The organism is Methanomethylovorans sp. PtaU1.Bin093 (assembly GCF_002067275.1).
Taxonomy (GTDB): Archaea; Halobacteriota; Methanosarcinia; order Methanosarcinales; family Methanosarcinaceae; genus Methanomethylovorans.
Map to the genome: position 1 here is coordinate 1 of NZ_MVQX01000090.1, position 15506 is coordinate 15506.

Here is a 15506-nt window from a genome sequence, read left to right on the forward strand (position 1 = left end):
CTTGTCGTAAACTCCTCGTTCCTGAAGAACTCTATCTCAAATCCGTTCTCAACCAGCAGGAACACAAGTTCCTTTTCTGTAAAATGATGAGAGATGTAGGCTTTATCGCCTGTTTTCTGATCATAGGCAATGATGGAACCTTCCTCTTTTGTCAATGGCAGATCATTGATATAGCGTTCCCGATATATCTTTGAGTGCCATGTCTGTGCGAAATCCGCAAGATAGAGATAGCCTCCAGGTTTCAGTACCCTGCACGCTTCCCGGATAATAATATTGCGTTCCTCTTTTGTAACAACGGTAGTAAGGAAGGCCTGCATTATGGCAATGTCAAATGTTCCATTGGCAAAAGGAAGCAGCGAAGCATCCGCCTGCAGAAAAAAGGGATCCCTTAGATGTTCCTTTTCTTTTGAGGATAAGTCTGCCTGCCTCAAAGCTTCCTGGTTGATATCCACTCCAGTAACATCAAAACCAGCAGATGCAAGCTTATCACAGACATCACCGCAGGCACATCCAATGTCAAGCACCCTGTCACCGGGAATTGCGTATTCATAGAATACTTGTTGCAGTTTCACTGTGGCAGGGATAGCTTTGGCTTTTGTGTGCTTCCAGTAATCAGCGATATCCATAAACAATAATTGTAAGGCAATGAATAAAAGGGATGTCGCCGGATAATAAAACGCCGGTGAAAAGAACCCACATTTTTAATATAGGATGTACGCTTTTGTAACCCTTATATACCATATACCTAAAGATATTGAATTTCATATACAGAGGAACTTACAATGATCACAAAGGAAGAGGTCGAACATGTGGGATGGCTGGCCCGCATTGAGATCCATGAAAGCGAGGCACAGGATTATGCGGAAAAACTGAATGCTGTGCTTGACTACTTCGGTCAGCTGGACGAGGTGGACACTGAGAACGTGCCTCCCACCTATCATGTGGCGGATATAGTGAACGTGTTCAGGGAAGATGTGGTAAGACCATCCATGCCACAGGAAGAAGTGCTCGCCAATACCGGGAAAAAACAGGAAGGCAACTTCTTAGCCCCGAGGATCATGTGAGGAATGGACATGGCAGGATGGGCAAATATTTCACAGTTAAAGGAAAAAATAGCACAGGGATCCGCTGAGGAGGTTACAGCATCCTACCTCGAAAGGATAAAGAAGAGCAGGACCAACGCTTACACAACAGTGTGGGAAGGAGCTGTCGAGAAAGCCAGAGAAATAGATGAGCAGGGACATAACGGACCGCTTGCAGGTATCCCCATAGCTATCAAGGACAATATTTCCACTAGAGGCATATCCACCACATGCTCCTCAAAGATATTGCAGGGATATGTACCGCCCTATGACGCACATATAGTAGAAAGGCTCAAGGACGCAGGAGCTATCATCCTGGGCAAGACCAACATGGATGAGTTCGCTATGGGCACATCCACCGAATCCAGCTGCTATGGGCCCACCCTCAATCCCTGGGACATGGAACGTGTGCCAGGTGGCTCATCGGGTGGCAGCGCTGCTGTGGTGGCTGCCGGGGAAGCCCCCCTATCCGTTGGTTCGGATACCGGAGGATCAGTGAGATGTCCTGCAGCCTTCTGTGGTGTGGTGGGTCTCAAACCCACATACGGAACGATATCCAGGTATGGCCTCATCTCCTACGCCAACTCTCTGGAACAGATCGGACCTCTGGCAACATGTGTTTCCGACATCGCTGCCCTTATGGACGTTATAGGAGGACATGATGCAAGGGACAGCACTTCAGTAAAGACCGAAAGCGTGTACAAAGATGCGCTTGTTGACGATGTTTCCGGCCTGAGGATCGGCGTCCCTGCCGAATACTTCGGAGCAGGCATCGATCCGGCAGTTGAGAACTCCGTGTGGGATGCCATCCAGCTCTTTGAGGAATTAGGCGCATCATGGGAACAGGTATCCCTGCCCCATACATCGTATGCACTTGCTGCCTACTATATCATTGCCATGAGCGAAGCATCCTCTAACCTCGCCAGGTTCGATGGCACACGATACGGTTACAGGAAAGAAGGAGAGAACTGGCATGTTATGGCTTCCCGCACACGTGCGGAAGGCTTCGGTGCCGAGGTCAAGCGCAGGATACTGCTGGGAACGTATGCCCTCTCCGCAGGATATCACGATAAATACTACCTGAAAGCCCTGAAGGTTAGAACACTTGTAAAGCAGGACTTTGAACAGGCATTCAGGGAATTCGACTGCCTGATGACGCCTACCATGCCCACTCCTGCCTTTAAGCTGAGAGAGAAAGTAGAAGACCCGCTTGCATTATATCTGGCCGATGTCAACACTGTGCCCATCAACCTTGCAGGTGTGCCTTCCATATCTCTGCCATGCGGCTTTACGGATGGCCTGCCCATCGGGCTGCAGATAATCGGTAAACACTTCGATGAGGCGACGGTGCTCAGGGCTGCCTACAGCTTCGAGCAGAACACTGAACATCACACCAGAAGACCTGCGGAGGTGGCATGATGGTATACGAGAACCCCGATGGAGTAAAGATCGGACTTGAGATCCACGTACAGTTGAACAAGCTTAATACAAAGCTGTTCTGTGGCTGTTCCACTGATTACCACAATGCTGAGCCTAACACACACGTCTGCCCTGTCTGCCTTGGCCTGCCTGGTTCCCTCCCTGTGCTCAACAAGAGAGCAGTGGAATTCGCTATGAAAGTAGGGCTTGCCCTTAATTGCAATATCGTTGAGCAGACCCAGTTCCACAGGAAGAACTATTACTATCCCGACCTGCCTAAGGGTTTCCAGACAACACAGTACGACTACCCTATTGCAAGCCGTGGTAAAGTGGTCATTGATGGCGAGGACGGAGAACGCATAATAAGGATCACACGGGCACATATGGAGGAAGACCCCGGAAAGCTCTTGCATATGGGGAGCATCGAGAAGTCCAAAGGTACACTTATCAACTACAACCGTTCCGGAATGGCACTTATCGAAATAGTCACTGAACCCGACATGAGAAGTCCGAAAGAGGCAAGGCGGTTCCTCGATAAACTCCGCAGCATCCTGGAATATCTGGATGTGTTCAACGGTGACCTGGAAGGCGCCATGAGAGTGGATGCCAATATATCCGTTATGGGGGGAGACCGCGTAGAGGTCAAGAACATATCTTCACATAAAGGTGTGGAAAAGGCCGCTTTGTACGAGATCATGCGCCAGAAGAACTTTGTGCGCCGTGGCGGCAAGGTCGTGCTGGAAACCAGACACTTCGACGAACAGAGAGGTGTCACCCTCTCCATGCGCAGCAAAGAAGAGGAACATGATTACCGCTATTTCCCGGAGCCTGACCTGGTTCCCATGCGTGTGGCCGACCGGGTTCCTGAGGTCATAAAAACACTGCCTGAACTGCCTGATGCTAAGCGTGAACGTTTCACAAGCCAGTACGGAATGGCAGATATGCATGCCAAGGCCCTTACATCTGACATAAAGGTAGCCAATTTCTACGAGCACGTAGCCTTGAAGGTGGACCCGGGAGCAGCTGCTGTGTGGATAGCTGACGTCCTGAAGGGTGAACTGAACTACCGGGACATCAGTGTGGATGCCTTCAAGGTCGAAGACATGGCAGAGATCATAGAACTCGTAACCGGAAATAAGATCACTGAGAGAAGCGGTGTTGAGATCATCAGGACGATCCTGGACAATGGAGGCACTCCTGCAGCCGTTGTGAAGGAAAAAGGGCTTATAAAAGTGGAAGACGATATCGTCACAAAGGCGGTTACCGAGGCTCTCGCAGAAAATCCGGAAGCTCTGCAGGACTACCTTGGAGGCAAGGAGAAGTCGCTGAACTTCCTTGTGGGTCAGGTCATGAAGAAAACCGCTGGCAGGTCCGATGCAAGGACCACAAGGGAAATGTTACTGGAAAGAATAAGCGAGCTGCCTCCAAAGTGAGCAGCCTGTCCAAAACAATTATATGTCTTAAACTTCATGTAACCAGCCTACTATTTGGATCATTTATTCCATATCATCAAGGTGAATTAACATGGCAAGATTCCCAGAAGCAGAAAACAGGATACTTAACAAAAAGATATGTATGAAATGTAATGCCCGCAACGCTTCACGTGCAGACAGGTGCAGGAAATGCGGAAGCAAGGCACTACGTCCCAAGTCCAAGGAAGCAAAGGGTGGCTGATCCGGTCCATGCAAGTGGAAAAGTACCTGAACGAGATCGCAGAGCGCGAAGGTACAGTTCACTTGACACTTATCGACCCTGCATCCCAATCTCCTGAAAAAGCTGCAGCTATGGCTCTTGCAGCAAAGGAAGGAGGCACGGATGCAATAATGATAGGAGGGTCAACCGGAGCTGGAGGTTTGCTCCTTGACCAGACTATTCTAAAGATCAAAGAAGTAACAGACCTGCCGATCATTCTCTTTCCGGGCAGTGCCGCGGGCGTGAGTGCGCATGCCGATGCCATATTCTTCATGAGCCTGCTCAACTCGAGGGATGTAAATTATATTACAAGCAACCAGGCCATGGGTGCCCCGCTTGTGTATAAAAGCGGCATTGAAGCCATCTCCATGGCATATATAATCATTGAACCAGGCGGAACAGTGGGATGGGTAGGTGATGCAAGACTTATTCCAAAGAACAAGCCTGAAATAGCTGTTGCCTATTCACTTGCAGGTAAATACCTGGGCATGCACTACACATACCTGGAAACTGGCTCCGGCGCAGATGGTCCTGCAACCCCGCAGATGATCGCTGCTGTCAAGCATGCACTGGGGAACAACATGCTTATTGTGGGAGGAGGTATAAGGGACTCAGAAACAGCACGTAAATGCGCACAGGCTGGTGCTGATATGATCGTTACGGGTACGGTCGTGGAAGAGACTTCTGACGTTACTGGCAAGATCCTGGAACTTGTATCTGCCATAAAAAAATAATACAATAATCCATCTTTCCTTTTTTATGGTTTCTGGAATCACGTATGGAGAGGATATCTTATGCTTAAGGTAGAAGGTCTTGCGAAGGACTATAATGTACTGGATGAACGGAAGAGAGTACTCGAAGGGATCAGTTTTACCGCGAATGATGGGGAGATCCTGGGCATAACGGGAAAAAGCGGAAGCGGTAAAAGCACACTCCTGCGAATACTCCGGGGTGTTGAGAGCTTTGATGAAGGGGTTATCGAGCTTGAAGGGAAACAGTTCTTTCCGGATTCCGATAAAGATGATATAAAGGATCTTATGCAGAAAACTGCTATCCATCTGCAGCGTAATTTCGGGCTATGGAACGGACCTGCCATAGAGAACATCATCCGCAGGGTCAATTCCAGAAGAGAGGGACATGAAGGATTACCTGAGAGCGATTCACCATTTTACGATGAGATATACGAAGAGTCTATGGAATACCTTAAGGTTGTAGGCCTTGAGCACAAAGCACTGCATGTGACAAGCGCTCTTAGCGGTGGAGAGAAGCAGAGACTTATCCTCGCACGCCAGCTCGCTGCAAAACCAAAACTATTACTGCTTGATGAACCCGTGACCATGACAGGGCCGGGCACAAAACAGGAAGTCCTGGACGTTATAAAGAAAGTGAAGAAGGAGCTCAACATCCCTATAATAGTAGTGTCCCATTTGCCGGAGCTGCATATGTATATCGCCGACCGGCTCATATACCTGGAAGATGGTCACATAATAGAAGAAGGAAAGACAGAAGCAGTACTGAAGCATTTCCTCAAGGACATGCAGCCACAGGTAGAAATCACCCCGTTAGAGAAAAGGGAAACAGTTATCAAAATTAAGGATATCAACAAGCGCCTGGCACTTATAAGAGTAGGAGAGGTACTGAACTTCAAAGGCCTGTCACTTGACATCCACAGAGGAGAAATCGTATCCCTTATAGGACAATCTGGAGCAGGGAAAACTACCCTGCTTAAGATGATCGAAGGGCTTATATCACCCACTTCCGGGGAGATACTGTACCTGCATGACGGAGAATGGCTGGATATCACACATTTCAATTCCAGAAGGATGGAACTGAGAAAAAAGATAAGCATAATGCATCAGGAGTTCACTCTTTCTCCGCATTCGACCATAGGTCAGCAGATCGGGTTCAGGATGAGGATCAAAGGACCTGGGTCCCTGGAATACGCCCGTGAAAAAGCAAAGGAGCTGAAAGTGTCCGAAGAAGTACTGGATATACTCTATGCATTACCTGATCTGGAAGAGGAAGAGAAGGACAAGATCATGCGGCAGATGCAAATAGCACCTGATATATACGGTAAACTTTTCCCTAAGGTCACCTTTGAAGATGTGAAGGAACACGCAACAAAGATATTTGAATCCCTTGATCTGCCTCTGGACATACTTTACAAAACACCTTACCAGATAAGCGGCGGAGAACATGTACGGGCATACATAGCTCTTGCACTTACCACACGTCCGGAAATACTCATGCTCGATGAACCATTCGGTGATCTGGATCCGGTAACATTAAGAGATGTTACAAATGCCCTCAAAAGAATAAACAAAGAATTTGGCACTACGATAATCATTGTAAGCCATCACATGGATTTCGTGAAAGAAGTATCTCACAGAGCAGTCCTGATAGATGATGCAAAAGTGGTGAACGATGGCGATCCGGTAGAAGTGTCAAATCAGCTTATAGAAATGAGCCATGCCAGTTACCTGGAAAGAACAATGGAATCCCTTATTGCCGAAAAATGAGACTTTTCTAGAACAATGCTCTTTTTATTTTTTGTATCCGTAAGCGATGACTATGTTCATCCATATATTGTACAAAGATATTTATTTTATCAGAATACAACTCTTAATGAGGTGAAATAGTATGAAAGATACTCTGAAAAAAGTGGGACTTTTTGGAATCGGCCTGTGGGCCCTTACAGAAGATAAGATCAACGAGCTTTCAAAGGAACTTATAGAAAGTGGGGAGATGAACAAGGAGGAAGGGAAAAAGTTCGTCAAAGAGGTTCTCGAAGAACAGAAAAAACAGAAAGAAGATATTGAAAAGAAGATCAATTCAAAGGTCCAGGAAACTTTCAAGCGTGCTGAAGTCGTGAAGAAGGACGATCTGAAAGTTCTGAAGGAACAGATCCAACAACTGCAGGATAAACTTGATGAGCTGATCGGCGAGAAAAAGGCAGAGGCTAAAGAAAAAGATACCAAAAAGGAACAGGAAGAATAAATCTTCCTTGTGCCCATATATGTTAGGAGTGTTGGTGAGGGGATCGTGAGCAATAATAGAACACAGAGCTTTTTCCTGAATTTGCTGAAAGCTATAAACCGTCTACGATACCGTGATCTGGACATCAGTTCGAACAATGTAACTGTGAATTGGGAACATATACCCCAGTTACCCCGGGTAGGGGATACCCTTACTATTACAGGTAGCACCACCCCTGAAGCCAAGGTAAGGGTTAAGGTATCTTTTGAAAAGAAGGTTCCCGTCACAGATGGGAAGTACGAGTACAACATGGACAAAGTAGAGATACCTGATGGTCCGAACCATTTTACCATAAAGGCCCGTAAAGCCAAGGACCTCAATTTCAGCGTGAAGATGTTCATTACCTTCACAAGGACATTTGAAGCTAACAGTGATGAAGCCATTTACTCAGAAGAGAACGTGCCTTCAGGGAACTACGATATTTCAATCCACGGCCAGGCAAAGGAAGGGGAGAAAGAAGTAACCATCTACCTTGAAGCTGTGGAGGTCATAGATACGGACAATGAAGGAAAGTTCACATATAATTACAATACTGCGGCTTTGCCTCCCGGCGATTTCACTGTGCTTGTGGGAGATTCAGACAGAACTATAAGTCTTTCTGCGGCTATCTAGCACGGTATGCATTGAAAAAGAGAAAAGCTTGTCAGCCTTTAAGGCCGACCAATTATTTTTTAGAACTTAGAACTTTATTCCGCGTTCTGTCATGTGTTTTATGAACTCTGTTGCCTCCATGACCGGCACACTGTCGATGGTACAGACATCCGACCAAGGCAGGTTGAAAGCTGCGTATGCCTCTGAACTCTCAGCCTCATAGAGAATGAAGAATCTGCCTCCCGTAAGGTCCAGCCACTGATTGATGACATGGATACCCGCCGGTGGCCTGAGTTCCTTGAAGTGCTTCAGGATATCTGCTCTGTGCTCCGGTGCCCACATACTTATGTCCATAAATAACATTTCTATAACACTCCTTTATATTCGATAGGATAGGGCTTTTTGCCCACTACTCCCAATTAGGAATTGAATCGCATAGAATATGAAACTTTCTACTATCATAATAAAGTAACCGAGTTTTATGCAATGAACTAAGGTAGAAAGAAACATATAAAAACAGATATTCTAAGATATGCAACATGAACAGATAGTTATGCTTCAACACATGATAGAAATTCATACATAATCTTTTTAGACATGACAGATATATTCCATTGGTCCCAACTTAACCAGTGAAAATAACCAAAGACAGGAGCAATATATGACAGACCCCAATGTCCAAAGGAAACTAATTGAGATAATGCGGATAATCAGCAAAAGCGATAAACCACTGGGAGCCCGCCTCATTGCAGATGAGCTGCAGAACAGAGGATATGCCATTGGGGAAAGAGCAGTACGCTACCATCTGCGCATACTGGACGAACGGGGATTCACCAAAAAGCATGGATATATTGGGCGCACGATAACAGACCTGGGACAGAAAGAGCTCAACGATGCGCTTATAAGTGACAGGCTGGACCTGGTGATCACCAGGATCGAAGAACTGGTGTACAAGACCACATACGACCTCCGGGAAAAGAAAGGGAATGTCATAGTGAATGTATCCGTTATTGACAAAAGGGATTATGAGAAGGCAATGGATGTGCTGAAATATGCGATCGATGCTGGCATATCCATAAGCCCCAGGATCAGAGTGGTGGACGAGGACTCTGAAGAGGATGACATCTTCGTGCCGGACGGTAAATTTGCAATAGCCAACGTCTGTAGTATCACCTATGATGGTATCCTTTTGAAGAATGGGATCCCCTCCACTCCCCTGTATGGTGGCCTTATGCAGATGGAAGCTCATAAGCCGGTGAGTTTTGTGGATATCATAGGTTACAGTGGGACATCGATAGATCCTATCAAAATATTCATTAACAGACGTTCCACTTCAGTGCTCGATTATATCGAAAGTGGTACTGGAAAGCTTCTTGCTAACATGCGCCATGTGCCGGGCTCTGCAAGGGAAAAAGCACGGGAGGTTATGGAGCTTGCAAAAGAATCCGAGATCGGCGGATATCTGGCTATCGGTGAGACCGGAGAAGATGTATTCAGCGTGCCTTTGGAAAAAGGGAAAGCAGGCATACCCGTGATCGTGGGGAGCAATGCTATCGCAGCTATTGCAGAGGCAGGCATTCCTGTCAAGGCATATCCTGTTTCTACGATCATGGACTATAATATTATGAAAAGACTGGAATGAGCGATCATGCTCTCCTGTTTTTCTTAACAATGTTCATCATGGAGAAATATCCCCTCCCGAACTCCATGGAGAGGAGCTGATAAGCTTTTTTGTCAGTGAGCCCTGCGCTCTTGATGGCATCATAGCGTTCAAGGACCTTACTTGCTTCCTCTTCCGTCCAACGTTTCCTCTGGTTGTGATGCGGATTTCCCCCATTAGAACACAGTTCTTTGAGCATGTAACCACGTTCTATATTGTGCATTTGTTCCAGCTGGTAATCATACACATCACCATTCATCTCAAACCCAGTGGAATATCTGTTGAGGGACCTCGCAATCTTTGCAGTGGAAAAACTGCCCAGGAAAAGATCACAGACCAGATCGCCTTCATTGGATGAGTACATGATCATCTTCTTTAACAGTTCCGCAGGAAGAGTATTCTTATTCCTTAGCCTGCCTTTCTTGAAATCCCTGTTGATCACCCATACATCTTCCAGGTCATTATAAAGCATAGAACTGTTATCGCCATTCTTATCAGATGTTCCAAATCTACAGAAGGTATTAAATTTCACCCGTTTTGCACCTGATTTTTTACAGTAGAGAATATGGTAATGGGATGTCACGAACTTGTGCCTTGTGCTCACACCGAAATTATACTTCCATATAATATGATTGATGATCTCAAAGTCATTTTTTTCAAGAGCAAGCAGTATATCCAGAAGATTGCTCCATCCTGAGACCACATACATGGAACCAGTATCCTTGAGAACTCTGTGGGCTTCATGCAGCCACTTTATGGAAAAATCACGATATTCTTCCTGATCCACCTCAACATATCCTGCAAACACATGCTCTTCTTTCCGATGATAGTGTTTGTGGAGAATGTCACCATTGATGGCAAATGGTGGATCGGTGATGATAAGATCGACACTTTTGTCAGGGAGATGTTCACGGGCGCCGTTTATACAGTCCTGATTATAGTAGATATCCCTCATCAGGAGTGAAATTATGTTGCAGCAGTATATAAGGACTTGGAGCTGCAGACAGAGTGGGAGAGGTTCCATAAAGATAATTCATCTTTCAAAAATACGAATGCTGCATTAAGTAATGATAATTTTTGTTGATTAGATAATGGATTTAGTATAATTTTTTATTATTTCTGTTTAAATTAATCAAAATATACCTACAAATGAGGCGTACATGCATAAGATTATGCAAAAATTTAAATAATATAAAGTCTACAGTAGACTACCGCCTTCCGAGTAAAGAGGTGTAATTTATGGAAACAATGTGTAAAATGAAGAACCTAAGAAACCCAGGACAAAACCTGCTGCTCTTAGGGATTATCCTTATAATGTTGATATTGCCTGTATCAGCAGCAACCCCTGAAGAGAACGCAGAAGCTATAGCTGATGTGCAGACAGCACTTACCGTTGTATGGCTGATACTTTGTGGTGGTATAGTGTTCCTGATGCATGCCGGTTTCTCACTGGTGGAGATCGGACTTACCCGTGTTAAGAACACTACGAACATACTTATGAAGAACTTCATGACAGTGTGTCTTGGCATAGTGGTCTACTGGGTAATGGGTTGGGCAATTATGTATGGTGCCGACTATGCTGGTATAATAGGTAGTGACCAGTTCTTCATGAGTGGGGCTGACAACGCAATATGGACCAGCTGGTGGTTCCAGATGGTGTTCGCAGCCACAGGTGCAACGATCGTATCGGGTGCCATGGCAGAGAGAACGAGCTTCAAGGCATATTTGATATACACCGTACTGATGGTGGGACTCATTTATCCTGTATTCGGTCACTGGGTGTGGAGCGGTGCCGGTATCCTTACCAGCGGCCCGATAGTCGATGCGGTCGGAATAGGATACCATGACTTCGCAGGATCTTCAGTTGTACACATGATCGGAGGTTTCTCTGCCCTGGCAGGTGTGTTACTGGTCGGTCCAAGGATAGGCAAGTTCAGGCACGGAAAGCCTGTGGTAATTCCAGGTCACAGCCTGCCCCTGGCATTTTTGGGCACACTTATACTGGCATTCGGATGGGTAGGGTTCAACGGAGGAAGCACCCTTAACGGTAACGATCCCTACATCGGCCTCGTAATAGCCAACACTTTCCTGGCAGCAGGAGCAGGTGCTATAATGGTACTGCTGATCACCTGGATGAAGACCGGAAAGCCAGATCCATCCCTTACAGCCAACGGTATGCTGGCAGGTCTTGTAGCCATCACCGCTTCCTGCGGATCCGTTGCCAGCTGGGCAGCAGTGCTCATAGGGCTGATCGCAGGTATAATAGTATATGTAGGAGTTATGTTCAACGAATACACACTCAAGCTGGACGACCCGGTAGGTGCCATCGCAGTACACGGTTACAGCGGGGCCTGGGGAATATTGTCGGTCGGTATATTCGCAATAGGACAGGGTAACGGCATATTTGCTGATGCTGCATACACTGCCGCTGGTGCAGGCCTGTTATACGGCGGATATCAGCAGTTCATGATCCAGGTAGTTGGACTGATACTGGCCGTAATATGGGCCTTCGGTATCTCTTTCATAATATTCAAGGTACTGGATGCAGTTATGGGCCTGAGAGTGCCTGAAGAAGATGAGATAGCCGGACTCGACATAAAGGAACATGGAATGTCTGCATATCCGGAATTCGTGCTTGCAAAGGAGTGAGATAGATGAGAAAGATCGAAGCAATAATTAGGCCCACAAAGGTGCAAGAAGTAAAAGATGCACTGGACGATGCTGGATTCGAGAGTATGACCATCACCGAGGTAAAGGGGCGGGGAAAGCAGAAGGGTGTGCTTCAGCAATGGAGAGGCCAGAAGTACTGCGTGGACCTGCTCCCAAAGGTGAAGATCGAACTGGTCGTGCCGGTGGAAAAGACAGATGCTGTAGTTGAAATAATTATGAAGCATGCTAAGACGGGCTCAATAGGCGATGGAAAGATCTTCATCTACCCGGTGGAAAAGATCATAAGAATCAGAACAGGCGAAACTGACGGGGATGCACTGTAAGTGCATTCTCCTTCTTGATCAGCGTGGGCCCCGGGGATCAAAGCTCAGTGATCAACCGTTGATCATAGCCTCCATATTCCATAAGCCTTCCATAGTTTATCCTACGGGGCCCTTCCCTTATTTTTTTGGTTTTGTGCAAACCGTATACAACCGGAACTAAGAATACTTATATTGAATGTGAACATAGACTTTTCCAAAATCATTCCTGAAACTGCATGAATTTTCCATGCAGTTCCCAAGCCCGGGAACAGGATGAACGGATAAATCCATGGATAAGGCCTATGAGTCATAATCAGAGCCCTGAGCAGGAAGCCAGAGACAGGATCGATGGGAAACTGAATGCTTCCGGCTGGATAGTGCAGGAAAGGAACAGGATAGACTGGAATGCAGCCGATGGCATTGCTGTAAAGGAGTACTTTACAGATGTCGGGCCTGCAGACTACGTACTTTTCGTGGATAAAGGCCCTGTAGGGATAATCGAGGCCAAGAAGGATGAAGAAGGCCACAGACTAACGGTTGTCGAGGAGCAGTCCGGCGAGTATGCCACCAGCAAGCTGAAATACCTGAACAATGACCCTCTGCCTTTCGTATATGAAAGTACCGGGGTACTTACGAGGTTCACTGACCACCGCGACCCGAAACCGAGGTCAAGACCTGTTTTTTCATTCCATCGTCCGGAAACCTTCAGGGAATGGCTAAAAAAAGAAAGTTCATTGAGGAACAGATTGCAGGATATCCCTGGGCTTCGGACAGAAGGATTGCATGATTGCCAGATCCGGGCGATCAATAACCTGGAGAGGTCTTTCAAGGAGAATCACCCTCGTGCATTGGTCCAGATGGCCACCGGCTCTGGAAAAACGTACACTGCTGTTACTTTCATTTACCGCTTGCTTAAATATGCGGATGCCAAGAGAGTATTGTTCCTTGTGGATACCAGAAACCTGGGCAAGCAGGCGGAACAGGAGTTCATGGCATATGCTCCCAATGACGATAACCGCAAGTTCACCGAGCTGTACAATGTGCAGCGGCTGCGTTCCAGCTATATGGCTTCGGACAGCCAGGTGTGTATTTCCACAATCCAGCGACTGTATTCCATATTGAAGGGCGAGGAGCTGGACGAGGAAACTGAGGAAACGAACCCTGCTGAGAGCGAATGGCAGCCTAAGGAACCGCTGCCTGTGGTGTACAATGAGAAAGTGCCGATCGAGCAGTTCGATTTCATCGTGATCGATGAGTGCCACCGCTCCATATACAACCTGTGGAAGCAGGTGCTGGACTATTTTGATGCTTTCCTGATAGGGCTTACCGCCACTCCGGACAAGCGCACTTTCGGGTTCTTCAATGAGAACGTGGTGAGCGAGTACAGCTACGAGGATGCTGTGGCGGACGGGGTGAATGTGAGTTATGATGTGTATACCATAGAGACCGAGATCACGAAAAAGGGTGCTGAGATCAAGGCCAAGGAGTTCGTGGATAAAAGAGAGAAGCTGAGCCGCAGGAAGAGATGGGAGCAGCTGGATGAGGACTTTACCTACACCGGCAGGCAGCTGGACAGGGACGTGGTAAACCCGAGCCAGATACGCAATGTGATAAGGGCGTTCAGGGACAAGCTGCCGGAGATCTTCCCAGGCAGGCAGGAGATACCGAAGACCCTGATCTTTGCCAAGACCGACAGCCATGCGGATGATATTATCCAGATCGTGCGGGAGGAGTTTGGCGAGGGCAATTCTTTCTGCAAGAAGGTGACGTACAAGGCTGAAGAAGATGCTGATGCTGTGCTGTCTGCGCTGCGCAATGACTACAATCCGAGGATCGCGGTAACTGTGGACATGATAGCCACAGGTACGGATGTGAAGCCGCTGGAATGCCTGCTGTTCATGCGGGATGTGAAGAGCCGCAATTACTTCGAGCAGATGAAGGGACGAGGCACGCGGGTCATGGGATATGATGACCTGCGGAAGGTCACGCCTTCGGTGGTCTCTGCAAAGACGCATTTTGTTATTGTGGATGCTGTGGGCGTGACAAAGTCCATGAAGACGGACAGCCGCCCCCTTGAGAGGAAGAAAGGTGCACCTCTGAAGGACCTGCTGGCTGCTGTGACCTTTGGCGCGCAGGACGAGGACCTGTATGTCTCGCTGGCGAACCGGCTGGCGCGGCTTGACAAGATGATCACTCCCGATGAAAAGACCGTGTATGCTGAGAAGGCCAGCGGGAAGACCATCAACCAGACCATAAGGGACCTGCTGAATGCGTATAACCCTGACGCGATCGAATCAAAGGCTTTTGAGATCCGGCAGATGCATCCTGAAATTCCGGCGGAGAAGGCGAGCAGCCAGGCGCAGCAGGAATTGATAGATGTTGCCAGATCAACATTCACCGGGGAGCTTAACGAGTACATTGAGAACGTGCGCAGGGTGCATGAGCAGATCATCGATACGGTGAACATTGACAAAGTCACCCGGACCGAATGGGACAAGGATGCTGTGGTAAGGGCTGATGAGCTTGTGCGGGACTTCAGGGAGTATCTGGAAGCCCACAAGGACGAGATAACTGCCCTTAGGATATTCTACAACCAGCCGTACCAGCGCAGGGAAGTTACTTTTGCCATGATAAAGGAAGTGCTGGAGAAGCTGAAACTGGAAAAGCCGCAATTTGCGCCTTTGCGGGTATGGCAGGCTTACGAGCAGCTGGAGAAGGTGAACGGGAACTCTCCGAAAAAAGAGCTTACAGCTCTGGTCTCCCTGATCCGCAGGGTGACAGATATCGACCCGGTGCTTACTGCATACGACCTGACGGTGAACCGCAATTTCCAGGACTGGGTGTTCAAAAAGCAGGCCGGAACTGTGAAATTCAATGAGGAGCAGATGGCGTGGCTGCGCATGATAAAGGATTACGTGACAGGCAGCTTCCATCTGGAAATAGACGACCTGGATTACCAGCCCTTCGACATATTAGGAGGGCGCGGCAGGATGTACCAGCTCTTTGGCGATGAGATGAATGGGATCATCAGCGAACTGAACGAGGCACTGGCGG

The 15506-nt window shown here is 47.5% G+C and carries 15 protein-coding genes; 12 read left to right on the plus strand and 3 right to left on the minus strand.

Translation table 11 applies throughout. From position 1 onward, the window contains the following. On the minus strand, positions 1 to 626 hold a 626-nt coding region (locus tag A4E24_RS10200), incomplete at its 3' end, for a class I SAM-dependent methyltransferase (RefSeq protein WP_292353249.1). Positions 627 to 782: 156 nt separating this feature from the next. Here A4E24_RS10200 and gatC point away from each other — a divergent pair. From gatC to A4E24_RS10240, 8 genes are all read left to right on the plus strand, one after another. Further along, positions 783 to 1064: an Asp-tRNA(Asn)/Glu-tRNA(Gln) amidotransferase subunit GatC gene (gene gatC / locus A4E24_RS10205; protein WP_292353251.1), complete on the plus strand. Its 282-nt coding sequence runs from the start codon at positions 783 to 785 to the stop codon at positions 1062 to 1064. Positions 1065 to 1073: 9 nt separating this feature from the next. Beyond that, positions 1074 to 2501: an Asp-tRNA(Asn)/Glu-tRNA(Gln) amidotransferase subunit GatA gene (gene gatA, locus A4E24_RS10210; RefSeq protein WP_292353253.1), complete on the plus strand. Its 1428-nt coding sequence runs from the start codon at positions 1074 to 1076 to the stop codon at positions 2499 to 2501. Next, positions 2501 to 3934 (plus strand): Asp-tRNA(Asn)/Glu-tRNA(Gln) amidotransferase subunit GatB, encoded by a 1434-nt coding sequence (gene gatB / locus A4E24_RS10215; RefSeq protein ID WP_292353267.1) that lies wholly within the window; start codon positions 2501 to 2503, stop codon positions 3932 to 3934. Before gatA ends, gatB begins: the two co-directional genes overlap by 1 nt. Positions 3935 to 4025: 91 nt before the next feature. Beyond that, a complete protein-coding gene (locus A4E24_RS10220; RefSeq protein ID WP_015323772.1) occupies positions 4026 to 4175 on the plus strand; it encodes a 50S ribosomal protein L40e in 150 nt (49 codons plus the stop codon). 8 nt (positions 4176 to 4183) lie between these two features. After that, entirely contained in the window at positions 4184 to 4927 is a 744-nt protein-coding gene (locus A4E24_RS10225) for a geranylgeranylglyceryl/heptaprenylglyceryl phosphate synthase (RefSeq protein WP_292353256.1), read from the plus strand. Positions 4928 to 4987: 60 nt separating this feature from the next. Then, a complete protein-coding gene (locus A4E24_RS10230; protein WP_292353258.1) occupies positions 4988 to 6712 on the plus strand; it encodes an ATP-binding cassette domain-containing protein in 1725 nt (574 codons plus the stop codon). A 121-nt stretch (positions 6713 to 6833) separates the two neighbouring features. Continuing rightward, positions 6834 to 7190 carry a phasin family protein gene (locus tag A4E24_RS10235; RefSeq protein ID WP_292353259.1) on the plus strand — a complete coding sequence of 119 codons (357 nt, stop codon included), beginning with the start codon at positions 6834 to 6836 and terminating at the stop codon, positions 7188 to 7190. Positions 7191 to 7235: 45 nt separating this feature from the next. After that, positions 7236 to 7841, plus strand: coding sequence for a hypothetical protein (locus tag A4E24_RS10240; protein ID WP_292353261.1), 606 nt, complete (start codon positions 7236 to 7238; stop codon positions 7839 to 7841). 66 nt (positions 7842 to 7907) lie between these two features. On the opposite strand, the gene A4E24_RS10245 is transcribed toward A4E24_RS10240, so the two are convergent. Then, positions 7908 to 8183, minus strand: coding sequence for a DUF3303 domain-containing protein (locus A4E24_RS10245; protein WP_292353262.1), 276 nt, complete (start codon positions 8181 to 8183; stop codon positions 7908 to 7910). Positions 8184 to 8481: 298 nt separating this feature from the next. Here A4E24_RS10245 and A4E24_RS10250 point away from each other — a divergent pair, with 298 nt between their 5' ends. Beyond that, the gene (locus A4E24_RS10250) at positions 8482 to 9462 is read left to right on the plus strand and encodes a DUF128 domain-containing protein (protein ID WP_292353263.1); all 981 of its coding nucleotides are present in this window, start codon (positions 8482 to 8484) and stop codon (positions 9460 to 9462) included. Between the two features lie 4 nt (positions 9463 to 9466). Here the strand turns inward: A4E24_RS10250 and A4E24_RS10255 are convergent, their stop codons facing one another. Next, positions 9467 to 10435 (minus strand): site-specific DNA-methyltransferase, encoded by a 969-nt coding sequence (locus tag A4E24_RS10255; protein ID WP_292353264.1) that lies wholly within the window; start codon positions 10433 to 10435, stop codon positions 9467 to 9469. Between the two features lie 284 nt (positions 10436 to 10719). Here A4E24_RS10255 and A4E24_RS10260 point away from each other — a divergent pair, with 284 nt between their 5' ends. The 3 genes from A4E24_RS10260 to A4E24_RS10270 form a co-directional block, all read left to right on the plus strand. Then, positions 10720 to 12129, plus strand: coding sequence for an ammonium transporter (locus A4E24_RS10260; protein WP_394334462.1), 1410 nt, complete (start codon positions 10720 to 10722; stop codon positions 12127 to 12129). Positions 12130 to 12134: 5 nt separating this feature from the next. Continuing rightward, the gene (locus tag A4E24_RS10265) at positions 12135 to 12473 is read left to right on the plus strand and encodes a P-II family nitrogen regulator (protein WP_292353265.1); all 339 of its coding nucleotides are present in this window, start codon (positions 12135 to 12137) and stop codon (positions 12471 to 12473) included. Positions 12474 to 12754: 281 nt separating this feature from the next. Continuing rightward, on the plus strand, positions 12755 to 15506 hold a 2752-nt coding region (locus A4E24_RS10270; protein ID WP_292353266.1), incomplete at its 3' end, for a DEAD/DEAH box helicase family protein.